The sequence below is a fragment of the Micromonospora sp. CPCC 205558 genome, from assembly GCF_036902955.1.
In the GTDB taxonomy this organism is placed as follows: Bacteria; Actinomycetota; Actinomycetes; order Mycobacteriales; family Micromonosporaceae; genus Micromonospora.
Genome location: NZ_JBAKHR010000011.1, coordinates 192,489 through 214,970, shown reverse-complemented (window position 1 = coordinate 214,970; position 22,482 = coordinate 192,489). Strand labels below are relative to the sequence as shown.

Below are 22,482 nucleotides of genomic sequence, written 5' to 3'. Positions count from 1 at the left end.
AAGCGAGCGGTTCGAGCGGTTTAAGCCAGTTATAAGTACCGCCGGCAGCTATCGCCAAGCCACGTTCCCCTATGCGATGGTGTACTCCGCAAAACGGCTGCCGGGCCATGCAAGGTCCGGCACGAGACAGCCGGACACCGCCCCAGGGCGGCCAGCAGATCCGGTGATGGAGGAAACGTGCCGAGAGCCCCATGGCGCCGGCGTCGTACTACTGACAGTCCGCGCCCCGCAGGGCGTCGCTGGGCGGGCCGGTTGCGCCGCAGCAGCACCTTCGCCCGCCAGGTGCTGTTGGTTCGGGTCGGTCGGCGCGACGGCGACCTGGCCCCGACCGACCTGGCCCCGACCGAGCACCGGTACGCCGATCGGCAGCGCCGTCGTTACGGCCTGGACCGGCTCAGCCGGCCGACACTGCATGTGGACCCGACACTGGGCCTGGCCCGAGCCGACATCGACGAGGTCGTGCCGGTCAGCCCGGCGATGCCGCCGATGACGCAGGTCGACGAGGCCCGCTCGATCCCGCTGCTCCCCGGCGAGCGCACCATCGCGCGCCGGATGAAGTTCGGCCTGGTCAACGCCTGCACGTTGGCCAGCCTGATGCTCGGCATGCTGGCCATCTTCCTGGCCATGCAGGGCGAGGTTCGCACCGCCGCGCTCTGCCTGATCGCCTGCGTCGGTTTCGACGGTCTGGACGGCGCGCTGGCTCGACGGCTCGGTGTGGCCAGCCCGTTCGGCGCGCAGATGGACTCACTGGCCGACATGTGCTCGTTCGGTCTCGCCGCGCCGGTCGTGGTCTACGCCTCGCTCGCCGGCTCCGTCTCCACCGCCGCGGCGGCGGTGGCGTGCGCCCTGGTCGCGGCGTGTGCCGCGATCCGACTGGCGCGCTTCAACGTCTCGCCGAAGGACGGCCGGTTCTTCTGCGGGGTGCCCACCACCATGGCGGCCGCGGTGCTCGCCGTGACCGTGGCGATCGGCCTGCCGGTCCCCGGCGCCGTGCTGGTCGCCGGGGTGGCGCTGCTGGCCTTCGCGATGGTGTCGAGCTTCCCGTACGCCAAGCTCGCCCGCCTGGTGAAGTTGCCGCCGTGGCTCTGGTTGGCTCCGGTGATCGGCGCGCTGGTCGACATCCGGCTCACGTTCGCCCTGATCGTGGTGGGCTACCTGGTCAGCGGGCCGGTTCTCTGGCTGCGGCAGCGTCGTACCGCCTGATTCGAGCAGACAGAACGGGGCGCCGCGGACAGCGGCGCCCCGTTTCTCGTTTGCGGGTCAGCGCCAGCGGGCGATGACCGTGGATCCTCCGACCACCTTGTCGCCCGGCCCGACCAGCGGGTCCGCCGCCTCGGCGGGCAGGTAGACGTCGGTCCGGGAGCCGAAGCGGATCAGCCCGAAGCGCTCGCCCTTGGCCAGCAGCGCGCCGATCGGTGCGCGCTGCACGATCCGGCGGGCGATCAGCCCGGTCCGCTGCGCGACCACCACGGTGCCGCGAGCAGTGTCCAGCACGGTGTACGCGGCGACGTTGTGCTCGGCGTCCGGCTTCATCGCGTTGACGAAGCCGCCGTCGGCGACGAAGTAGTCGACCACCTTGCCGGCGACCGGGGCGCGGTTGACGTGTACGTCCAGCACCGACAGGAACACAGCGATCCGCAGCCACTCGCCGTCGCCGAAGCGCTCGTCGTGCAGCCGCTGCACCGACAGGACCTTGCCGTCCGCGCTGGCGACCACGGCGCTCGGGTCCTCCGGCACGTCCCGCTCGGGATCCCGGAAGAACGCGGCGACCGGCCCGGCCGCCAGGGCCGGCAGCAGCCACAGCTTGGACGACGGACGCGCCACCCGGGCCACCGCCGCGAGGCCCAGCGCGATGCCCGCCGCCGCCACGCCGTTGGAGTCGATGTGCATGCCCCGGGTCAGCGGCACACTCGACGGCCGGTACGCGGGGGCCAGACTGTCGGCGGTGGCCGGGCTGGCCGGGGTGAACCGCAGTCGGTAGACCCGCACCGGTGGCGAGTTGCGCAGCACCAGGTCGGCGCCGACGCCGTAGAGGGCGTCCTGTCGGGCCAGCTCGGCGGCGGCGCCCTCGGTGCGGCCGGGCGTGGCGACGGTCGCCACGCTCAGCACCGCCCCGTTGGACAGATACTTGGCCAGCCCCTCGACGCCGCTGCGGGTTGCCTCGGCGGTGCCGGTGAACACCTCGCCGGCGACGACGACCTCGGCGGGTTCGGCTTCGGCCAGCGAGTCGACGACGTTCACCCGGTCGGCGACCCAGCGGCCCTGGGCGGTGACGTGCTCGCGCAGCGCCGCAGCGCCGAACGGCTCGACGGGCACCACGGTGAGTCGGTCACCGGGGAGCAGCGCCTCGACCGCCGCGGCCAGCACCGCGGAGTCCGGGTTCACCCCGACCAGCAGGGCTGCCTTGGCGTCGTTGATCCGGGCCAGCTCGGCGACGAGGGTACGGGCGGCTCGCTCGCCGATGCGGACCGGACCGGACGGACCGGTGGTACGCACGGCGGGGGACTGGGTCATGTCGGGCGGGCTCCTGACGGGGGTAGAGACGGGAATCGCGGCGGGGCCGCCATGGGCGGGACGGGCCGGCCGGCGGAGGCGAGATCTCCACCGGCCAGCATATGCGTCCGTCCGCGCCGGCCGCACCGCCGCAGGCTGCGGTGGACCGACGCGGGTCAGGCGCCCGAGGTCAGGCTTGCCCGCGCGGACCGTCCCGCTCGTCGCCCGGTTGGTCGCCGGCGGCGTCGCCCGGTTGGTCGGAGTGGGTCGGCTCGTTCCCCTCGGAGGTCGCCGGGCGGGCGAGGATCCCGAGCGTCGCGTCCTCGTCCGCGCCGCCGGATCGGCCACGGATCGGCTCGGTCGACGGCTCCGACGGCGGATGTGCCAGCCAGGCCGGGTGGATCACGTCGGTGGTCGGCGCATCCTCCGCCCGCACCTCGGTGGTCGGCGACTCCAGCCGGCGCTCTGAGGAGAACAGCGGGTCTGAGGAGAGCGTCGGGTTCGAGATGAGCGTCGGGTCCGGGGAGGGAGTGTCCCAGGTGGACCGTTCGGCTTCCCAGGACGGCAGGGCCGCGCCGGAGGTCGACGTGGCGGCACCGGATACCGGCACGGGCACCCCGGAGCTGGGCGCACCGGAGACGGACGTGCCGGAGACCGGCGCGACGGCATCGGCGGCCCCGGCGGTCGGCTCCGGCTGGCTCGGCCGACCCGAGCGCAGCGCGCCGACCAGCCCGAAGACCCCGATCAGGATGAGCGCGCCGGCCAGGAACCAGCCGACCGGGGGCAGCGCCAGCCCGAGCAGTTGGGCGAGCAGCCACCAGGCGGACAGCGCCAGGAACACGAGCCCGAAGGCGAACGACACCAGATCCGTGCGGTGAGCCTTCACCGGGTCACCTCCAGGTTGCCCGCATTGACATGGATGTAGAGGCGCAGGGTCCCGCCGCCAGGCCCGTCCGCGCCGACGTCGGTGGATTCCTGCAGGCGGCCGTCCAGCCCGCCGGAGCGGTTGCCGAAGATGGTGGCGTCACCCGCGTTGACGTCGGCCACGGTCGTGACGTCCACGTTCGGCGGCACGACCACGGTCGCCTGGCCGAAGTTGACGGCCACGGTCACCTGGCTGTCCCGTTTCGCGAAGTCGATCCCGCGCAGGTCGAGCACGGCGTCACCGAAGCTGTTCTTGTACCGGTCGGCGAGGTCGCGGTAGTCGGTGGGGGCCCAGGTCACCGCGCCGTCGACCCCCCGGATCCGGTCGTAGGACTCGGCGACGGTCGCCGTGCCCAGCGCCGCCGCGGTCACCAGACCGAGCGCGATGAGCCAGCGAGCCCGCCCGAACCACGTGCCGACAAGCAGCCCCAACGCGATCGTGGCCAACGCGGCGGCGAAGTACGCCGAGGCACTGATGGCGAAGACGTCCAGCAGGTCGAGCAGGGCGACCAGACCGAGCACCAGGAAGATCAGCGAGAAGGTCACCGCGCCGAGCGGCGAACGCTCCTTGGGGCGCTTCGGCGGCTTCGGTGGCTTGCGCGGCGCAGGCGCGGCCGGGGTCGGCGAAGCGTACGGGCCGTGCGGCGCGAACGGCTGGCGGTAACCGGAGGGCGGTGGGGCGGTCGGATAGCCGGCCGCGGCAGCGGGTGTGCTGCTCACCGGCGGCGCCGGCCAGCCGGCGCTGGGCATGGCGGTGCTCGGCCAGCGGGGCTGGGCAGCAGTCGTGTCGGCCGGTTGCCCGGGCACCGGGCCCACCCCGGGCACCGGCTGCGTCGGGTTGGGCGGCAGCGGACCGCTGCTCGGGGGCGTGTCGTACGCCGGGCGGGTGACGGTTGGCGCTGCCCCGGTCGTCGCGGTGGCGTACCCCGGACCGGTGCTGAACATCGGCGGCGTCGGCGTCGGCGCCTGGCCGGTGGACGGCGCGGCGCCGTACGACGGTGCGGGCCAGGCCACCGGCGGCACCGGGCCGGCCGGGTTGCCGGACGGTGCGGCCGGCGGTGGACCACCCGGGGCGCCGGGCCGTGGGTTGCGGCCGTCCCGGTTGAGCAGGAGAGCGCCAGCGACCAGGATGGCCGCGCCGAGCAGCACCGCGCGGAAGGCGTCGGTGACGATGTACGCGAAGCTGGCCGCCGCCAGGATGCTCAGGACGATCACCGTGACCGGCGACATGCTGGAACGACCGCGTCCGAGCATGGACTCGACGGGGGACGCGGTGTCGCCCTCGTTCGGGATGATCAGCCAGGCGGCGACGTACACCAGGATGCCGATGCCCCCGAAGAACCCGAGCACCGCGAGCAGCACCCGCCACAGCACCGGGTCGGTGTTGGTGGCACGCCCGATCGCCGCGCAGACCCCGGCCAGATACCGCCCCTCGCGCGGTCGGACCAGCCCGTACCGTGAGGTGAAGCCGGCGCCGCCCAGCGGCGGTGGCGGTGCGGACGGCCCGGGACCACCCGGCCCGGGTGGCGTGCCGCCCGGCCCGTAGCCGGTGCCCGCCGCGAACGCGGGGCCCGGACCGTAGCCCGTCGTGGGCGGGCCGTAGCCGTCGGCCGGATCGCCGGGTGTGGTGTCGCCGGTGCCGGAGCGTGGACCGAACGTGCTGGGGTCGGTCCACTCGGTGGGCGTGGTGGCGGGCGGGGGCGGTGCTGAACCGCCCGGCTGTGCCGACCCCGGTCGGGGCGGCGGGGCAGCTTCCTCGGTCATGCTTCGATCCTGCTGCCCGGTGTACCCGAACGACCTCAGGACCCGACCCTGACCCCACCCTGAGATCCGGCGGCCGGAATGTCGGGGGCGTCCCCGTGGTCACCGACGCCGCAGCGTGTGACGATCGAGTCACCGACCTCGACCTGTCCGCCACCGTGACCAGGGAGCCTCCGATCAGCAGCACCGTGACCCCGCCCTCGCGGCTCTACCGCGCCCCCGAGCACCGGATGGCCGCCGGCGTCGCCGCCGGTATCGCCGACCACCTCGGCATCTCGGTGCTGCGGGTGCGCGTCGCGTTCATGGTTCTGCTCGGGCTGAGCGGGCTCGGCCTGCTGCTCTACGCGGCCTTCTGGGCTGTGGTGCCGCTGCGTCCCGGTGACACCGCGGTGCCGCCCCGGCGGGATGTCGCCCAGCTCCTGCCGTTCGTGGGGATCGGGCTCGGTGTCCTGTTGATCCAGGTGATGGTCTTCGACTCGGTGGGCGCGGCGGGCACCGCCGGTTGGCTGGTGGCCATCATCGCGGTCGGCGCCGGGGTCATCTGGCATCAGTCCGCGCCCGAGCGGCGGCGGCAGTGGGGCGACGCGATGCCGGTGCCCTGGCTGGGTGCGGTCGTCGAGGAGAGCGACCGGCGGGCCTTCGTGCTCCGGTTCATCGGCGGGGGCGTGCTGGTCGCGGTCGGCATCATCGGTGTCGCGGCCGTCTACTCGCCAGCACAGAACTTCGACGCGGTGATCAATGGCGTGATCTTCGCGCTGGTCGGGCTGGCGGGCGTCGGCGTGGTCGCCGCGCCGGTGCTCTGGCGGACGTACAGCCAGCTCCGCTCGGAGCGCGAGGGGCGCATCCGCGAGCAGGAACGGGCCGAGTTGGCCGCCATGGTGCACGACCAGGTGCTGCACACGTTGGCCCTGATCCAGCGCAACGCCGGCGACGTCAAGACCGTGCAGCGGCTGGCCCGAGGGCAGGAACGCTCGCTGCGCAACTGGCTCTACAAGCCGACCGCCTCGCCGAGCGAGCGCTTCGCCGCTGCACTGGAGCAGGCCGCAGCCGAGGTCGAGGACACCTTCGCGATCAGCGTGGAGACGGTGGTGGTGGGGGACCGGGAGACCGACGAGAAGGTCGGGGCGCTGGTCGCGGCCGCACGCGAGGCTCTGGTCAACGCGGCTCGGCACGCCGGGGTGCAGACCGTGTCGCTCTACGCCGAGGTGGAGCCGGATCAGGTCAGCGTCTTCGTTCGGGACCGGGGGAAGGGCTTCGATCCGGATACCGTGGAGGACCACCGGCACGGCGTTCGCGGCTCGATCATCGGGCGGATGAAGCGGCACGGCGGACGGGCCGAAATCCGGTCCGGCCCGGGGGAGGGGACCGAGGTCCGGTTGATCCTGCCGATCTCCCGGGACTCGTCCGCAGCGGAGAGGAACAGATGACCATGGCCGAGCAGTCGACCGAGCACCTCGACCCGGCGGATGCCCGCCCCGAGCGGCTGCGGGTGTTCCTGGTGGACGATCACGCCATGTTCCGGGCCGGGGTGCGCGCGGAGTTGGGCGCCCACGTGGAGGTGGTGGGCGAGGCGAGCACGGTGGCCGAGGCGGTCACCCGGATCGCCGCCGTCGGCCCGGACGTGGTGCTGCTCGACGTGCACATGCCCGACGGTGGCGGTCGCGCGGTGCTGGAGGCGATGCGGCGTACGCATCCGCAGGTCAAGTTCCTCGCGTTGAGCGTCTCCGACGCGGCGGAGGACGTGATCGGGCTGATCCGGGCCGGCGCCCGGGGGTACGTCACCAAGACCATCTCCCCGGACGAGCTGGCTGCCGCGATCCGTCGGGTGGCCGACGGGGACGCGGTGTTCAGCCCACGGCTGGCCGGTTTCGTGCTGGACGCCTTCGCGGCCCGGCCGGACGCGCCGGTGGCCGACCCGGAGCTGGACCAGCTCACCAACCGTGAGCGGGAGGTGCTGCGGCTGCTGGCCCGGGGGTACGCGTACAAGGAGATCGCCAAGGAGCTCTTCATCTCCATCAAGACGGTGGAGACGCACGTGTCGAACGTGCTGCGCAAGCTTCAGATGTCCAACCGCTACGAACTCTCCCGTTGGGCGGCTGATCGCCGGCTGGTGTGACGGTGGGTCGGCGGCGAGGATCAGAGAAACGTCCGGCGCGCCCTCGTACACCCGGCCGGTGATCGTGTCCGGGTAGCCCTGGGCGCCCTCATCCGGATGGGTCGAAACGTTTGCGGTGACGGAGGTCCCACCCGGGCCGGGGTGACCCCGCTGCTCACGCACGGGGTCGAGGCCGGTGTTCGGGTGGCGCAACGTATTTCCTGCTCATTGCCGCCAGACTCGACCGTTTTATGATCATTTTTCAAGTATCGGCAACGTGGCGGGCAACTAACGGCTTGATAACGGCACCTTCACGGAAGCGGCCAGTGGGTGTCACAGTGGCAGCACCTCACCATCGGTGTGTGGCACTCCGTACGCCCCACGACCACGATTCTGCCGATCACGGCGGCCCGTGGCTGTGTCGGTTGCGTCGTGTCGCGCCTCGTTGGTGGGGGAGCCCGGCGGATCGGAACATCAGGGGTGTCCCCAACTTCCCTGTGGTCCCGGCGACCCGCGCCCCGGGGTGGTCGGGCGGTGTCACCCCCAAACGTGCGTGAAACCCACGACGGAACCTGGTTAGAAAGAGGAGGCCCCTCGGAATGAGAGTCTCGAAGCGGGCGACGAGCGCCATCGCGCTCAGCGCGGCTGCCGCGCTTGTCGCGAGCGGTTGCTCGAGCGGCGGCGACGGCGATACTGCCGCGAGCGCGGATGGCTCGATCGTTGTTCACGGTGTCCAGCCGGAGAACCCGCTGGTCCCGTCGAACACCACGGAGACCGGTGGCGGCAAGATCGTCGACTGGTTGTGGACCGGCCTGGTCGAGTACCCGAACGACGGTGGGGCCCCGCGTAACGCGCTGGCGGAGTCCATCAACACCACGGACTCCAAGGTCTTCACGATCAAGATCAAGAGCGGTACCAAGTTCCACGACGGTACCGAGGTCAAGTCGAAGAACTTCGTCGACGCCTGGAACTGGGCCGCCTACTCGCCGAACGGCGCGCAGAACGGCAGCTTCTTCGCGGACATCGCGGGCTTCGACCAGACCTACACCTCGGACCCGGATGGCCCGGACGGCCCGAAGAAGGCCCCGACGCCGACGACCGACAAGCTGTCCGGCTTGAAGATCATCGACGAGCAGACCTTCGAGGTCACCCTGGCAGCGCCGACCGCGGTCTTCCCGACCAAGCTCGGCTACAGCGCCTTCATGCCGCTGCCGGACGTGTTCTTCACCCAGAAGCCGGAAGAGTTCGGCCGCAAGCCGGTCGGCAACGGCCCGGTGAGTTTCGTGTCGTGGGACGACAACGCCCTCATCAAGCTGACGCGCTTCGACGACTACAACCTTCGCGACAAGATGAAGGTCAAGGACGTCGACGTCAAGCTGTACCAGGACGACAACGCCGCCTACGCCGACCTGCTGGCCAACAACCTCGACTTCATGGAGACTGTCCCCACTGCGGCGCTCGCCGGTGACAAGTGGAAGACCGACCTCGGTGACCGGGGCCGTAACACGGTGACGCCGTCGACCGCGTTCATCGCGTTCCCGATCTACGACAAGCGCTTCAAGGACGCCAGGCTGCGTCGTGCCGTGTCGCTGGCGGTCAACCGGCAGGAGATCTCTGACAAGATCTTCTTCGGTACCCGCAAGCCGGCCGACAGTTGGGCGAACCCGCTGACCCCGGGCGCCAAGCCGGGCAACTGCACCGCCTGCAAGTTCGACCCGGAGACGGCCAAGACGCTGCTCGCTGAGGCCGGCGGCTTCACCGGTGAGATGGTCTTCTACTACAACTCGGACTCCGCCCACAAGGACTGGATGGACGCCGTCGCGCAGCAGGTCAAGACCAACCTCAACATCAACGCCCGGGCTGAGGGTGTGCCGACGTTCGCGGTGTTCCGCCAGAACGTCAACGCCTACAAGATGAACGGCCCGTACCGTGCTGCCTGGCAGCAGGACTACCCGGACGTGGAGAACTGGGTCAACCCGCTCTTCATCACTGGCGGTTCCTCCAACGACGGCCTCTACAGCAACCCCGAGGTCGACGCACTGGCCAAGCAGGCCAGCGGCGCGCCGAGCCTGGAGGCCTCGCACGAGGCGTTCGCCAAGGCCGTCGAGAAGATCGACCAGGACGTCCCGAGCATCCCGGTCTACTTCTACGGTCAGCAGTCCGGCCACTCGGAGAAGATCAAGAAGCTCGAGCTGAACAACGTCGGCGAGATCGACATCACCTCGGTCGAGCTCTGATCCGAACGGTCTGACCCCGGGTCGGGCTCGCCACATCCGGTGAGCCCGACCCGGGGCCGTTCCGCGAGTGGGTGTTACAACACTCCACTCGCCACGTTGTCACCACCGTGTCGGCCGTCCGACGCGCCCCCTGTCTGGAGGACCACCCCATGGGCCGTTATCTGTTGAGACGGCTGCTCCAACTCGTGCCGGTCTTCATCGGTACGACGTTCCTGATCTACTGGCTCGTCTGGGCCGTCCCGGGCGATCCGTTCGCCGGCAAGTGCGGTGAGCGTCGCTGCCCGGACCAGTACATCGCCTTCATGACCGAGAAGTACCACCTCGACCAGAACGTCTTCGTGCAGTACGGCAACTACATGAAGAACCTGCTCCAGGGCGACTTCGGTCAGACGTTCCAGCAACGCGAGATCAGCGACATCATCGCGACTGCCTACCCGAACACCCTGAAGCTGGCCGTCGTGGCGCTCGCCATCGAGGCGATCATCGGTCTCGGCGCTGGTGTGCTGAGCGGCCTGCGGCGTAACGGCTTCCTGGACAACCTGGTCCTGGTCTCCACCCTCTTCCTGATCGCGCTGCCGGTCTTCGTGGTCGGCTTCGTGCTGCAGTGGCTGCTGGGCGTGCAGTGGGGCATCATCAAGCCGACCGTCTCCTCCGAGATGCGGTGGTCCGAGCTGATCGTGCCGGGCTTCGTGCTCGGTAGCGCGTCAGTGGCGTACATCGCCCGGGTGGCACGAACGAGCATCGCGGAGAACCGTCGCGCGGACTACGTGCGTACCGCGATCGCCAAGGGCCTGCCGATGCGTCGAGTCGTGGGCGTGCACCTGCTGCGCAACTCGCTCATCCCGGTGGTGACCCTGCTCGGCACCGACCTCGGTGCCCTGATGGGTGGCGCCATCGTCACCGAGGGAATCTTCGGCATCAACGGAATCGGCCGCCAGGTGTTCCGGGCGATCATCACCAAGGAAAGCGCCACGGTGGTAGGAATCGTGGTCGTCCTGGTGCTGGTCTATCTCGTGATGAACCTGCTGGTTGACCTGCTCTACGCCGCCCTGGACCCGAGGATCCGTTATGAGTGACCCGAGTACCGCATCTGTCGTCAGCACCCCTGGCGCACACCCGACCGACTCCGCCGCCCCCGCCACCGCGGGCCAGCCGCAGAGCAACGACAAGCCGCGCGGTCTGCTCGGTGACGCCTGGCGGGACCTGCGGCGCAAGCCGCTGTTCTGGATCTCGGCCACGCTGATCCTGATCTTCCTGCTGATGGCGGCCTTCCCGTCGCTGTTCGCCCCGGGCGACGCGGTCAACGGTTCGCTCTCCCGCAGCCTCGACAAGCCGTCCGCCAATGGCTGGTTCGGCTACGACGTGCAGGGTCGCGACGTCTACGCCCGGGTCATCTACGGCGCACGGGCCTCCATCGTGGTCGCCGTGCTCTCCGTGCTGGGCACCCTGCTCATCGGCGGCACCATGGGCATCATCGCCGGCTACCGCGGCGGCTGGGTCGACGCGCTGCTCAGCCGGATCGCCGACGTCTTCTTCGGTCTGCCGTTCGTGCTCGGCGCGATCGTCATCCTGACCACCTTCAACGGGTCGGGCTCCGGCAACAGCAAGGCCCAGATCATGGGCCTGGTGATCGCGTCACTGATCGTGCTGAGCTGGCCGGTCGTGATGCGGCTGATGCGCTCCTCGGTGCTCGCCACCAAGGAGGCCGACTACATCGTGGCGGCCCGCGCGCTGGGTGCCGGCACCGGCCGGATCATCCTCAAGCACCTGCTGCCGAACTGCCTGGCCCCGCTGCTGGTCTACGGCACGATCATGGTCGGCTCGTTCATTGGCGCCGAGGCCACCCTGTCCTTCCTGGGCGTCGGTCTGAAGTCGCCGGTGGTGTCCTGGGGCATCATGATCAGTGATGGGCAGAATTTTGTCCGGGTCGCGCCAGGGCTGGTGTTCTTCCCCGCCGCGTTCCTCGTCACCGCAGTGCTGAGCTTCGTGATGCTCGGTGAGTCGGTCCGCGAGGCCCTCGATCCGAAACTCCGCTAGGGGAGATCCAGTGTCCGACATTCTCGTGTCCGAGCAGTCAGCGCCGGGATCCGGCGGGTCCGGGCGTCCCTCCGGCCGGCTGCTCGAGGTCGACGACCTGCGGGTGGAGTTCCGTACCCGGGACGGCGTCGCAAAGGTCATCAACGGAGTCACGTACCACGTCGACGCGGGGGAGACCCTCGCCGTGCTCGGCGAGTCCGGCTCCGGTAAGAGCGTCACGGCGCAGACCATCATGGGCATCCTCGACACGCCGCCCGGCTTCGTCACCGGTGGGCAGGTCCGCTTCCACGGCAAGGACATGCTCCGCATGTCCGACGAGGAGCGCCGCCGCATTCGCGGCGAGGGCATCGCGATGATCTTCCAGGACGCGCTCTCCGCGCTGAACCCCGTCTTCACCGTCGGGTTCCAGATCGCCGAGCAGTTCCGGGTCCGGCGGGGCATGGGCCGCGCGGAGGCCAAGAAGCGCGCGATCGACATGCTCGACCAGGTCAAGATCCCGAACGCCAAGGGCCGGTTCAACAACTACCCGCACCAGTTCTCCGGCGGTATGCGGCAGCGCGCGATGATCGCGATGTCGCTGGCGCTCGACCCGGAGGTGCTGATCGCGGACGAGCCGACCACCGCCCTCGACGTGACGGTGCAGGCCCAGATCATGGACCTGCTGGCCGAGCTTCAGCGTGAGCGGCAGATGGGCATGATCCTGATCACCCACGACCTCGGCGTGGTCGCCGACGTCGCGGACCGGATCGCGGTCATGTACGCGGGCCGGATCGTCGAGGAAGCGAACGTGTACGACCTGTACGCCAAGCCGGCGCACCCGTACACGTTGGGTCTGATCGACTCGATCCCGCGGATGGACGAGAAGGGGCAGCAGCTCCGGACGATCAAGGGCCTCCCGCCGAACCTGATGAACATCCCGCCGGGCTGCCCGTTCAACCCGCGCTGCCCCATGGCTCAGCCGGTGTGCCGCGAGAAGGTCCCGCCGCTGTTGCAGGTGGGCACCGCCCGGGCCAGCGCCTGCCACTTCGCCGAGGAGCTGGTGAACCGTGTCTGAGAACATCCTCGAGGTCCGTGACCTGGTCAAGCACTACCCCGTGACGCAGGGTGTGGTGTTCAAGAAGACCGTCGGTCAGGTCAAGGCGGTCGACGGGGTCTCGTTCGGGCTGCGTGCCGGCGAGACGCTCGGCGTGGTCGGCGAGTCCGGCTGCGGCAAGTCGACCCTCGCCCGGGTGCTGATGAACCTGGAGAAGCCGACCGAAGGCAGCGTCGTCTACAAGGGTCAGGACATCTCCAAGCTGTCCGGTGGGGCGCTGCGACGCCTGCGCCGGCAGATCCAGCTGGTGATGCAGGATCCGTACACCTCGCTGAACCCGCGAATGACCGTGGGTGACCTGCTCGGTGAGCCGTTCGAGATCCACCCGGAGGTGGCGCCGAAGGGCAGCCGCCGGGCCAAGGTCAGGGAGCTGCTCGACCTGGTGGGGCTCAACCCGGAGCACATCAACCGGTACCCGCACCAGTTCTCCGGCGGTCAGCGTCAGCGCATCGGCATCGCCCGCGCGCTCGCGCTGCGGCCCGAGATCATCGTCTGTGACGAGCCGGTGTCGGCGCTGGACGTCTCGATCCAGGCCCAGGTCATGAACCTGCTGGAGCAGTTGCAGGGCGAGTTCGGGCTCTCGTACGTCTTCATCGCGCACGACCTGTCGGTGGTTCGCCACCTCTCGGACCGGGTCGCGGTGATGTACCTCGGCAAGATCGTGGAGATCGGCACCGAGGACGAGATCTACGAGCGGCCGACCCACCCGTACACCCAGGCTCTGCTCTCTGCGGTGCCGGTGCCGGACCCGACGCAGCGGAACAACAAGGCGATCATCCGGCTCTCGGGTGACGTGCCGTCGCCGATCAGCCCGCCCTCGGGTTGCCGGTTCCGGACCCGCTGCTGGAAGGCGCAGGACGTCTGCGCCGAGCAGCTCCCGCTGCTGGAGATCCGGCAGGGCTCGGACCACCCGAGCGCCTGCCACTTCGCGGAGAAGCGCGAGATCGTCGCCACCCACGAGGCGTGAGTCACCGAAACCGCCTGCCGTCGTCGCCACGATGACGGCAGGCGGTTTTCGTGTGTCAACGACCCGGATCGACCACGTGCCGTACAAATCCACGCAGCGTCAGCGGGCCGGGTGAATCGGCGGTGGGGCCGGTACGGCTCACAGCGGGCCGCGGCCCGCGCGGAGCAGCAGCAGGGCCAGCTGGGTGCCATCGGCGCCGAGCGCGACCCGGAACCGCTCCAGGATCTCGCGTTCCCGGGAGAGCACCAGGCGGGTCCCACCGGACGCCATCCGGGTCGCCCCGACCTCCTGGGACAACGCGGCCCGCTCCTGCCAGAGCGTGATCAACGCATTGTCGATCTCGTCGATCCGTTCCCTGATCTGCACGATCCGCGCGGAGGCGGACGGCTCCTCGGTGCCGGTCTGCTGCTCGGCCGGCTCGGTGTTCCCACCCGTCGGCGGTGTGGCCGCCGCCGTCTCGGCCCCCTGCGCTGCGGGCTGCCCCGGTCGGGTCGGGCTGCCGCTCTGCTCCATCACGTCTGCCATCATCGGGTACCTCTCGCACTGTGGTGCCCGGTGCCCGGAACCTGGGACGGAAAAAGCCCCGGACTCCAGGAGCCCGGGGCTTTAGCAGGTCTGAATCGATCAGGCGCGACCTACGGCAGCCGGACTCCCGGTGCCATAGTAAAAGTAGTAGCGCGCAGTGATCACGCCGTCGAGTATGCCCACGTCGTTGCCGGGTGCGCAAGCATTCCGCATCGTGAAGGGCGGCTTTCTCGGCGGTGGGCGTGCCGGGTGGTGGTGCTCGCCGTCGGGCACGAGCTGCTGAGCGCCAAAGGCGCAGTGTCCGACCGGCGGCATAGACTTGTCGGGCGATGCATCCTCTCTTCGACATCCCCGCGTCCCCGCCTGCGCCGGAGTCCGCGCCGGCCCGCCCGCACCGACCCGGGGCAGCCGCCGCGCGTCTCGATCCGCAGCAGCTGCTCGACGGGCTGAACGGGCCGCAGCGCGACGCGGTCAGCCATGCCGGCTCGCCGCTACTGATCGTGGCCGGCGCCGGGTCCGGCAAGACCAGGGTGCTCACGCACCGGATCGCCTATCTGCTCGCTGCTCGCGACGTGCACCCCGGTGAGATCATCGCGATCACCTTCACCAACAAGGCCGCCGGTGAGATGAAGGAGCGCGTCGCCGCGCTGGTGGGCCCCCGGGCCCGCCTGATGTGGGTGTCGACGTTCCACTCGGCCTGCGTGCGGATCCTGCGCGCCGAGCACGAGCACGCCGGGCTCAAGTCGACGTTCTCGATCTACGACGCGGACGACTCCCGCCGGTTGATGCAGTTGGTGACCCGCGAGCTGGATCTCGACCCGAAGCGCTACCCGGCGCGAGGGCTCGCCGCCCAGGTCTCCAACCTCAAGAACGAGCTGGTCGACCCGGAGCAGTTCGCGGCGCGGGCCACCGGGCCCAACGAGCGGGCGCTGGCCGAGGCCTACACGCTCTACCAGCGTCGGTTGCGTGAGGCACACGCCCTGGACTTCGACGACCTGATCATGACCACGGTGCACCTGCTCCAGTCCCACCCGCACGTCGCGGAGAGCTACCGCCGGCGGTTCCGGCACGTGCTGGTCGACGAATACCAGGACACCAACCACGCCCAGTACGTCCTGATCAAGGAGCTGGTCTCCGGCACCGACGGGCTGGAGCCCGCCGAGCTGTGCGTCGTCGGCGACGCCGACCAGTCGATCTACGCCTTCCGGGGTGCGACGATCCGCAACATCCTGGAGTTCGAACGGGACTTCACCGACGCCCGGACGATCCTGCTGGAGCAGAACTACCGCTCCACCCAGACCATCCTCAACGCGGCCAACGCGGTGATCGACCGCAACACCTCCCGCAAACCCAAGCGGCTGTGGAGCGAGGCCGGCGCCGGCGAGCAGATCGTCGGCTACGTGGCCGACACCGAGCACGCCGAGGCCGACTGGGTGGCCCGGGAGATCGACCGGCTGGTCGACGCCGACGAGACCCGCCCCGGCGACGTCGCGGTCTTCTACCGCACCAACGCCCAGTCCCGCGTCTTCGAGGAGGTGTTCATCCGCGTCGGCCTGCCCTACAAGGTGGTCGGTGGGGTGCGCTTCTACGAGCGCAAGGAGGTCCGCGACGCCCTGGCGTACCTGCGTTCGGTGGTCAACGACGACGACACGGTGAGCCTGCGGCGAGTGCTCAACACCCCGCGACGGGGGATCGGCGACCGCGCCGAGGCGTGTGTCGAGGCGCTCTCCAGCCGTGACCGGATCTCGTTCGGCGCGGCGTTGCGGCGGGCCCGGGAGGCGCCGGGCATCTCAAGCCGGGCGGCCAACGGCATCGCCGACTTCGTGGCGCTGCTCGACGGCGCCCGTGAGCTGGCCGAGACCGGCACCCCGGAGGAGGTGCTGGAGGCGCTGCTGACCCGCTCCGGCTACCTCACCGAGCTGGAGGAGAGCCTGGACCCGCAGGACGCCGGCCGGGTGGACAATCTCCAGGAGCTGGTCAGTGTCGCCCGCGAGTACACCGAGCGGATCGAGGCGCTGGGCGAGGAGGGGGAACGGGCCACCCTGGCCGGTTTCCTGGAGCAGGTGGCGCTGGTCGCCGACGCCGACCAGATTCCCTCCGACGACCCCGACCATCAGGGCGTGGTCACCCTGATGACCCTGCACACCGCCAAAGGGCTGGAATTCCCGGTGGTCTTCCTGACCGGGCTGGAGGACGGCGTCTTCCCGCACCTGCGCTCGCTCGGCGACACCCGCGAGTTGGAGGAGGAACGCCGGCTGGCGTACGTCGGCATCACCCGCGCCCGACAGCGGCTCTACCTCTCCCGGGCGGTGACCCGCTCGGCCTGGGGGCAGCCGTCCTACAACCCGCCGTCGCGCTTCCTGGAGGAGCTGCCGACCGAGTTGGTGCACTGGGAGCGCACCGAAGGGTCGTACACCTCGTGGGCTGGCGGGGGCGGCGGTGTCGGCGGTCGTGCGGACCGCGTGCCCGGCGGCCGTGGCACCTTCACCGGTGGCACGCCGAAGGCGGCCCAGCTGGCCCAGCGGCTCGGCGTGGACGCCAGCCGGCTGACCACGGCCAGCGAGCTGCCGCAGGGGCCGAAGGTGTCGGCGGGCGACCGGGTCAATCACCAGCGGTACGGGTTGGGACGGGTGCTCGCCGTCGAGGGGCACGGCCCGGGTGCCCGCGCGCAGATCGACTTCGGCGACCAGACCATGTGGTTGGTGCTCCGGCACGCGCCGGTCGACAAGCTCTGACCCGTCGCCCCAAGATCGCACTAAATCAAGGAAAGAGTGGTCTCAGCGGTGCCTGAGGCCACTCTTTCCTTGATGTTGTTCCGGATCGCGCAGGGATGTCGCCTCAGCAGCCCAGGTCGACGCCGCGCGCCCGCATGAACGGTGCCGGGTCGATCTGGTTCCACATGCCCTGGTGCACCTCGAAGTGCAGGTGCGGGCCGGTGGCGTCGCCGGTGGCGCCTTCGTAGCCGATGACCTGGCCGGCCTTGACCTTCTGGCCGACCGTGACCGCGATGCGGCTCTGGTGGGCGTAGTGGGTGAGGTAGCCGTTCCCGTGGTCGATGAAGACGGAGTTGCCGTACCCGTCGGATGCGTCGCCGGCCTGCGTCACGGTCCCTGCGGCCGCGGCGCGGATCGGCGTACCCGAGGGCAGCGCCAGGTCGATACCGGCGTGCAGGGTGCCCCAGCGCTGCCCATAGCAGGACGTGACGGCTGCGCCCGGCATCGGGTCGACCCAGGCGGGCGTGGGCTTGGTGGTCTTCTTCGGCTTCGGCTTGACCTTCGCGACGGCCGTCCTGGTGGGGGTCGGGCTGGCGCTGACCGCGGACGGGCTCGGCGTCGGGCTGAGCGAGGGGGTGACCGGCGTGCTCGACTCGCGCACCGAGCGGTCGGCCCGGCTCGCGGCCTCGGCCCGGGACTGGGCGTCGAGGGAGACGGCGGCGGGTGCCGGGCGGTCGGTGCCGCTGGTGGCGACGGCGACACCACCGAGGCCGAGGGCTACCAGGGCGGCGGCCCCGAGCACGATGAGGCGGTTCCGCCGGCCGGTGCGCTGCGGCTGCGTGGTCTGGCTGGTGTCGGGGGTGTTCTCGTTCTGGACGGGGCTGTCTTCCTGCACGGCGGACCTTCACAGTCGAGGGGCACTTGACCTCGAAATACTGGTGTCGGGCCGAGTTGACGCAGGCGCGGGGACCGAACGACCGGACCGCGAGCGGACGGTCGGCTGTCCGGATATGACCAGCTGTGTGCCGCTACTTCCGGAAAAGTGATCATGCTGGCTGGAGTCGTCGGTCACAGTCGCCGCTGTGACCCGGGATACATCGGCCGGGACCGCCCAACGCAAAACCGCCCGGATCGACAGATCCGGGCGGTCAACGATCGTTGCGCACCGTCAGGAGGCGGCTACCTCGTTGTAGATTGCTTCGATTTGCATCTTGATGTCCACTCCGCGCTCCTGGAGGAACGGCACCGGGTCGATCGGCTGCCCCTTGACATGGATCTCCAGGTGCAGGTGGGTGCCGTACGCGTGGCCGGTCTGGCCCACGAGGCCGAGCTGGTCGCCCGCCTTGACCTGCTGGCCTTCCTTGACGCTCACCGCGGAGGAGTGGCCGTAGATGGCCTCGCTGCCGTCGGCGTGCTGGACGATCACCGCGTTGCCGTACCCGCCGAACCAACCAGCCTTGGTGACCAGGCCGTCGTGGATCGCCACATAGGGAGTGCCCTCGCCGGCGACCAGGTCCACGCCGCCGTGCAGCTTGCCCCAGCGCATCCCGTACGGGGAGTTGAAGTCGTAACCCTGCAGCGGCAGCAGCCAGACCTCGGGCTCAGCGTTGTCCTTGCTGCGGCTGTCCCGGGAGGGGCGGTCGGCGTTCTCCGAACGGGCCTGGACGTCCTGACTGGTGACCGACGCCTGCTTGAGCTCGTCGAGGACCGTCGGGCTGACGTCCTTGGCGTCCGGTAGGGCGCTCGCGCCGAGGGCCACGATGCCGGCACCGACGAACGCGGTGGTGACGACAGCGGCGTAGCGGCTGCGGGGTGGGGTGGGTACGCGGCGGCGACCGCGATATCGATCGGGCTCAGACGACAGGCGCTGGCGCACGCACACCCTCCGTTGTCGGGGTTCCGAAGCGGCCGGCGGGCGTCCCCTGAAGCTCCAGTGAACCTCCGCTGACCGCGTCGTCACCCGTCCATGGACCTGATGACAACCGTGGACACGTTAGCCAACCGTCAGGCGAGTCACAAGCTAGAGCGGAAAATTGGCGTGTCGATCTGTCCGTTTGCGTCCATTATTGTCACGCATCGCGACGCCGAACGGTGCCCCCGTCGCTGCCCGTTCGTCGCCGAGCGTGACCGTTCCGGCGGAGTCGTCCGGCTTGACTCCGGACGGCGCCGGGATGGTGTCCCGGCCCTGCCGGCGGCGTGGCTCTCGCGATGCTGGGACGACGCCGGGCCGGATACCTCCGGGTTGCGAGGCGGACACACCGGGTAACGGCCGGTGACGGAGCCCGGATTTCTCGGGCCGGGCCCGGCGGGTTACCGTTCGTTAAGGTGAAGGCGGTCAAGCCGGTGAAAGGTGTGCGCTGATGAGCTCTCGTATTCGGGTCGTCGTCGCCAAGCCCGGCCTGGACGGCCACGACCGGGGCGCGAAGGTCGTCGCGCGTGCCCTGCGGGACGCCGGGATGGAGGTCGTCTACACCGGCCTGCACCAGACCCCCGAGCAGATCGTGGAGACCGCCATCCAGGAGGACGCCGACGCGGTCGGCCTGTCCGTTCTCTCCGGCGCGCACATGACGCTCTTCCGGCGGGTGCTGGAACTGCTCGCCGAGCGGGACGCCCGCGACATCGTCGTGTTCGGTGGCGGCATCATTCCGAACGGCGACATTCCCGAGTTGGAGAAGCTGGGCGTCGCGAAGATCTTCACGCCGGGCGCCACCACTCAGGCGATTGTCGAGTGGGTCCGACAGAACGTGGCCCAGCCGGTTTCCTGAAACACCCGCCGGTCTGCTGCGACGACCGGATCCGGGCACGGGGGAGGGGCCGGACGCACCCCTCACACGTCCGGCCCCTCTATGCACGATGCCCCGCCGCCACCCCTCGACCGACAGGGCATCGGCCGTATCCCGTCTTTGCGCTGTTCAGCGCTCCGACACCTGACTCAACGACGCCCCCACGGCGGGGTTACGCAAGCCTGGCAACATCGCCCGGACGGTGGATGTCACCCGAGTCATGGCCGAAAACCAGCCACATCTGATGTCCGGTTGTGCATTACCGCACACCGTGCACCCGCTCGGTTGCCGGCGGTGCCGACCTCGCTAGGCTGCGGCCAATGGCCTGTTTCAAGTGATGACAGGCGTCAAACTGTTTTCTGAACGCTGGTGGCGGCGCGACGGCGCGCCGCGGAGACGGGACGGGACGCGCAATCGTGGACCTGTACGAGTACCAGGGGCGGGACCTGTTCGAGCGGCACGGCTTGCCCGTGCTGGCCGGCGGCGTCGCCACTACCCCGGAAGAGGCCCGCGCGATCGCCGAACGCCTCGGCGGCCGTGTGGTCGTCAAGGCGCAGGTAAAGGTCGGCGGCCGAGGTAAGGCCGGCGGCGTCAAGCTGGCCGAGGGCCCGGATGAGGCGGTGGCCCGGGCCACGGACATCCTCGGCATGGACATCAAGGGTCACACCGTCCACAAGGTCATGATCACGGTGACCGCGGACGTGGCCGAGGAGTACTACTTCTCGTACCTGCTCGACCGGGCGAACCGCACCTTCCTCTGCATCGCCAGCGTCGCCGGCGGCATGGACATCGAGCAGGTCGCCGCCGAGACCCCGGACAAGGTCGTGAAGGCCCCGATCGACGCCGTGAAGGGCGTGGACGAGGCCAAGGCGCGCGAGATCGTGACCGCTGCCGGCTTCCCGACCGAGGTCGCCGACCAGGTGGTCGAGATCGCCGTTGGCCTGTGGCAGGCGTTCGTCGCCGAGGACGCCACCCTGGTCGAGGTCAACCCGCTCGCCAAGAACGGCGACGGGCGGATGCTGCTGCTCGACGCCAAGATCAGCCTGGACGAGAACGCGGCGTTCCGGCACCCGGACCACGAGGCCCTGGTCGACCAGGCCGCGGTGGACCCGCTGGAGCAGGCCGCCAAGGCCAAGGACCTCAACTACGTCAAGCTCGACGGCGAGGTCGGCATCATCGGCAACGGCGCGGGTCTCGTCATGTCGACCCTCGACGTGGTCGCGTACGCCGGTGAGCGGCACGGCAACGTCAAGCCGGCCAACTTCCTCGACATCGGCGGCGGCGCGAGCGCCGCGGTGATGGCGAACGGTCTGGAGATCGTGCTCTCCGACCCGGCCGTGAAGAGCGTCTTCGTCAACGTCTTCGGCGGCATCACCGCCTGCGACGAGGTCGCCAACGGCATCATCCAGGCGCTGGCCCTGCTGGAGCAGCGCGGCGAGCAGGTGACCAAGCCGCTCGTCGTCCGGCTCGACGGCAACAACGCCGAGGCTGGCCGGGCGATCCTGGACAGCGCGAACAACCCGCTCGTGCAGCGGGTGGACACCATGGACGGTGCGGCCGAGCGGGCCGCCGAGCTGGCAGCTGCGGGGGTCTGATCATGGCTATCTGGCTGACCAAGGACTCGAAGGTCATCGTCCAGGGGATGACCGGTTCCGAAGGTTCCAAGCACACCCGGCGGATGCTTGCCGCCGGCACCAACGTGGTGGGTGGCGTCAACCCGCGCAAGGCGGGCCAGAAGGTCGACTTCGACGGCACCGAGCTGCCGGTCTTCGCGTCCGTCGCGGACGCGATGGCCGAGACCGGGGCCGACGTCACCGTCATCTTCGTGCCGCCGCAGTTCACCAAGGCCGCCGTGGTCGAGGCGATCGACGCCGCGATCGACCTGGCCGTGGTGATCACCGAGGGCGTCCCGGTGCACGACACCGCGTCGTTCTGGGCGTACAACGTGGCGCAGGGCGAGCGGACCCGGATCATCGGGCCGAACTGCCCGGGCATCGCCTCGCCGGGCGCGTCCAACGCCGGCATCATCCCGGCCGACATCACCGGCTCCGGCCGGATCGGCCTGGTCAGCAAGAGCGGCACGCTGACCTACCAGATGATGTACGAGCTGCGCGACATCGGCTTCTCCACCTGCGTCGGCATCGGCGGTGACCCGATCATCGGGACCACCCACATCGACGCGCTCGCGGCGTTCGAGGCCGACCCGGAGACCGACGCCATCGTCATGATCGGTGAGATCGGTGGCGACGCCGAGGAGCGGGCCGCCGAGTTCATCAAGGCCAACGTCACCAAGCCGGTGGTCGGCTACATCGCCGGCTTCACCGCTCCTCCCGGCAAGACCATGGGTCACGCCGGGGCGATCATCTCCGGCTCGGCCGGCACCGCCGAGGCGAAGCAGGCGGCGCTGGAGGCTGTCGGTGTCAAGGTCGGCAAGACGCCGACCGAGACGGCGAAGCTGATGCGGGAGATCATGTCCGGCAGCTGAGCCGGTCAGGCAACACGAAGGGGGTCGACCGGTCACGGTCGACCCCCTTCGGCGTACGCGCGCTCCCGGCCGGTCAGTCGTTGTTCCAGAACGGATAGTTGCCGGTCGCGCGCAGGATCGCCCCGCCGATGATGTTGATCACGCCGAACACGATGGCGAGGTAACCGAGCAGCGGCGACTGCCCGTACCGCCGGGCGTCGCGGATGGACAGGTAGCCGAAGATGATGCCGAGGATGCCGCAGCAGATCAGTCCCAGCACGATGCCCAGCACGCCCCAGAGGGTGGTTCGGTCGCGTCCCTGGGCCGGTGGTGGTGGGGGAGGCGGATATGGCGTCGTCACGGCTTCCTCCGAGCGGTCATGGGCGACG

At 70.0% G+C, this 22,482-nt stretch carries 18 protein-coding genes and 1 pseudogene; 12 read left to right on the top strand and 7 right to left on the bottom strand.

What is annotated here, in order from left to right; translation table 11 throughout:
* Positions 1 to 252: 252 nt before the first annotated feature.
* Positions 253 to 1,203 (top strand): CDP-alcohol phosphatidyltransferase family protein, encoded by a 951-nt coding sequence (locus V6U86_RS15930; RefSeq protein WP_334503820.1) that lies wholly within the window; start codon positions 253 to 255, stop codon positions 1,201 to 1,203.
* A gap of 57 nt (positions 1,204 to 1,260) precedes the next feature.
* Here V6U86_RS15930 and V6U86_RS15925 read toward each other — a convergent pair whose 3' ends face one another.
* The 3 genes and pseudogenes from V6U86_RS15925 to V6U86_RS15915 all read right to left on the bottom strand — a co-directional run bounded on the left by V6U86_RS15925 (position 1,261) and on the right by V6U86_RS15915 (position 5,181).
* The gene (locus V6U86_RS15925; protein ID WP_334503818.1) at positions 1,261 to 2,514 is read right to left on the bottom strand and encodes a phosphatidylserine decarboxylase; all 1,254 of its coding nucleotides are present in this window, start codon (positions 2,512 to 2,514) and stop codon (positions 1,261 to 1,263) included.
* Between the two features lie 625 nt (positions 2,515 to 3,139).
* Positions 3,140 to 3,379: pseudogene (locus tag V6U86_RS15920) on the bottom strand (hypothetical protein); the annotation flags it as partial.
* Complete coding sequence (locus V6U86_RS15915) at positions 3,376 to 5,181, bottom strand: PspC domain-containing protein (RefSeq protein ID WP_334503816.1); 1,806 nt, start codon at positions 5,179 to 5,181, stop codon at positions 3,376 to 3,378. The gene V6U86_RS15915 and the pseudogene V6U86_RS15920, both read right to left, overlap by 4 nt.
* Positions 5,182 to 5,336: 155 nt before the next feature.
* Between V6U86_RS15915 and V6U86_RS15910 the strand changes: the two genes are divergently transcribed.
* The 7 genes from V6U86_RS15910 (at position 5,337) to V6U86_RS15880 (ending at position 13,607) form a co-directional block, all read left to right on the top strand.
* Complete coding sequence (locus V6U86_RS15910; RefSeq protein ID WP_334503880.1) at positions 5,337 to 6,605, top strand: PspC domain-containing protein; 1,269 nt, start codon at positions 5,337 to 5,339, stop codon at positions 6,603 to 6,605.
* Positions 6,606 to 6,607: 2 nt separating this feature from the next.
* On the top strand, positions 6,608 to 7,294 hold the full coding sequence (locus tag V6U86_RS15905; protein WP_030337843.1) for a response regulator: 687 nt from the start codon (positions 6,608 to 6,610) through the stop codon (positions 7,292 to 7,294).
* A 578-nt stretch (positions 7,295 to 7,872) separates the two neighbouring features.
* Entirely contained in the window at positions 7,873 to 9,510 is a 1,638-nt protein-coding gene (locus tag V6U86_RS15900) for a peptide ABC transporter substrate-binding protein (RefSeq protein ID WP_334503814.1), read from the top strand.
* A gap of 149 nt (positions 9,511 to 9,659) precedes the next feature.
* Entirely contained in the window at positions 9,660 to 10,586 is a 927-nt protein-coding gene (locus V6U86_RS15895) for an ABC transporter permease (protein WP_334503812.1), read from the top strand.
* Positions 10,579 to 11,547, top strand: a complete 969-nt coding sequence (locus tag V6U86_RS15890) for an ABC transporter permease (protein ID WP_334503810.1) — start codon at positions 10,579 to 10,581, stop codon at positions 11,545 to 11,547. Before V6U86_RS15895 ends, V6U86_RS15890 begins: the two co-directional genes overlap by 8 nt.
* A gap of 25 nt (positions 11,548 to 11,572) precedes the next feature.
* A complete protein-coding gene (locus V6U86_RS15885) occupies positions 11,573 to 12,601 on the top strand; it encodes an ABC transporter ATP-binding protein (RefSeq protein ID WP_334503876.1) in 1,029 nt (342 codons plus the stop codon).
* Positions 12,594 to 13,607, top strand: a complete 1,014-nt coding sequence (locus tag V6U86_RS15880) for an ABC transporter ATP-binding protein (protein WP_334503808.1) — start codon at positions 12,594 to 12,596, stop codon at positions 13,605 to 13,607. Before V6U86_RS15885 ends, V6U86_RS15880 begins: the two co-directional genes overlap by 8 nt.
* Positions 13,608 to 13,745: 138 nt before the next feature.
* Here the strand turns inward: V6U86_RS15880 and V6U86_RS15875 are convergent, their stop codons facing one another.
* Positions 13,746 to 14,135 carry a chorismate mutase gene (locus V6U86_RS15875; RefSeq protein ID WP_334503805.1) on the bottom strand — a complete coding sequence of 130 codons (390 nt, stop codon included), beginning with the start codon at positions 14,133 to 14,135 and terminating at the stop codon, positions 13,746 to 13,748.
* A 326-nt stretch (positions 14,136 to 14,461) separates the two neighbouring features.
* Here V6U86_RS15875 and pcrA point away from each other — a divergent pair, with 326 nt between their 5' ends.
* Positions 14,462 to 16,867, top strand: a complete 2,406-nt coding sequence (pcrA, locus tag V6U86_RS15870; RefSeq protein ID WP_334503802.1) for a DNA helicase PcrA — start codon at positions 14,462 to 14,464, stop codon at positions 16,865 to 16,867.
* A 103-nt stretch (positions 16,868 to 16,970) separates the two neighbouring features.
* Here the strand turns inward: pcrA and V6U86_RS15865 are convergent, their stop codons facing one another.
* Both V6U86_RS15865 and V6U86_RS15860 read right to left on the bottom strand, forming a co-directional pair.
* Positions 16,971 to 17,741 (bottom strand): M23 family metallopeptidase, encoded by a 771-nt coding sequence (locus tag V6U86_RS15865; RefSeq protein WP_334503800.1) that lies wholly within the window; start codon positions 17,739 to 17,741, stop codon positions 16,971 to 16,973.
* Positions 17,742 to 18,014: 273 nt separating this feature from the next.
* On the bottom strand, positions 18,015 to 18,722 hold the full coding sequence (locus tag V6U86_RS15860) for a M23 family metallopeptidase (protein ID WP_334503798.1): 708 nt from the start codon (positions 18,720 to 18,722) through the stop codon (positions 18,015 to 18,017).
* A 484-nt stretch (positions 18,723 to 19,206) separates the two neighbouring features.
* Here V6U86_RS15860 and V6U86_RS15855 point away from each other — a divergent pair, with 484 nt between their 5' ends.
* The 3 genes from V6U86_RS15855 to sucD all read left to right on the top strand — a co-directional run bounded on the left by V6U86_RS15855 (position 19,207) and on the right by sucD (position 22,114).
* On the top strand, positions 19,207 to 19,611 hold the full coding sequence (locus V6U86_RS15855) for a cobalamin B12-binding domain-containing protein (RefSeq protein ID WP_124777603.1): 405 nt from the start codon (positions 19,207 to 19,209) through the stop codon (positions 19,609 to 19,611).
* A gap of 434 nt (positions 19,612 to 20,045) precedes the next feature.
* The gene (sucC, locus tag V6U86_RS15850) at positions 20,046 to 21,224 is read left to right on the top strand and encodes an ADP-forming succinate--CoA ligase subunit beta (protein ID WP_124777605.1); all 1,179 of its coding nucleotides are present in this window, start codon (positions 20,046 to 20,048) and stop codon (positions 21,222 to 21,224) included.
* A gap of 2 nt (positions 21,225 to 21,226) precedes the next feature.
* Positions 21,227 to 22,114, top strand: coding sequence for a succinate--CoA ligase subunit alpha (gene sucD / locus V6U86_RS15845; protein ID WP_334503790.1), 888 nt, complete (start codon positions 21,227 to 21,229; stop codon positions 22,112 to 22,114).
* Positions 22,115 to 22,187: 73 nt separating this feature from the next.
* Here sucD and V6U86_RS15840 read toward each other — a convergent pair whose 3' ends face one another.
* A complete protein-coding gene (locus V6U86_RS15840) occupies positions 22,188 to 22,454 on the bottom strand; it encodes a DUF4190 domain-containing protein (protein WP_110563003.1) in 267 nt (88 codons plus the stop codon).
* Positions 22,455 to 22,482: the final 28 nt, after the last annotated feature.

Excerpts from the sequence above, each read along its gene's own strand:
- V6U86_RS15905 (WP_030337843.1), top strand. The coding sequence starts at position 6,608 with ATGGCCGAGCAGTCGACCGAGCACCTCGACCCGGCGGATGCCCGCCCC.
- sucD (WP_334503790.1), top strand. The coding sequence starts at position 21,227 with ATGGCTATCTGGCTGACCAAGGACTCGAAGGTCATCGTCCAGGGGATG.
- V6U86_RS15900 (WP_334503814.1), top strand. The coding sequence starts at position 7,873 with ATGAGAGTCTCGAAGCGGGCGACGAGCGCCATCGCGCTCAGCGCGGCT.
- V6U86_RS15855 (WP_124777603.1), top strand. The coding sequence starts at position 19,207 with ATGAGCTCTCGTATTCGGGTCGTCGTCGCCAAGCCCGGCCTGGACGGC.
- pcrA (WP_334503802.1), top strand. The coding sequence starts at position 14,462 with ATGCATCCTCTCTTCGACATCCCCGCGTCCCCGCCTGCGCCGGAGTCC.
- V6U86_RS15925 (WP_334503818.1), bottom strand. The coding sequence starts at position 2,514 with ATGACCCAGTCCCCCGCCGTGCGTACCACCGGTCCGTCCGGTCCGGTC.
- V6U86_RS15890 (WP_334503810.1), top strand. The coding sequence starts at position 10,579 with ATGAGTGACCCGAGTACCGCATCTGTCGTCAGCACCCCTGGCGCACAC.
- V6U86_RS15875 (WP_334503805.1), bottom strand. The coding sequence starts at position 14,135 with ATGATGGCAGACGTGATGGAGCAGAGCGGCAGCCCGACCCGACCGGGG.
- V6U86_RS15915 (WP_334503816.1), bottom strand. The coding sequence starts at position 5,181 with ATGACCGAGGAAGCTGCCCCGCCGCCCCGACCGGGGTCGGCACAGCCG.
- V6U86_RS15895 (WP_334503812.1), top strand. The coding sequence starts at position 9,660 with ATGGGCCGTTATCTGTTGAGACGGCTGCTCCAACTCGTGCCGGTCTTC.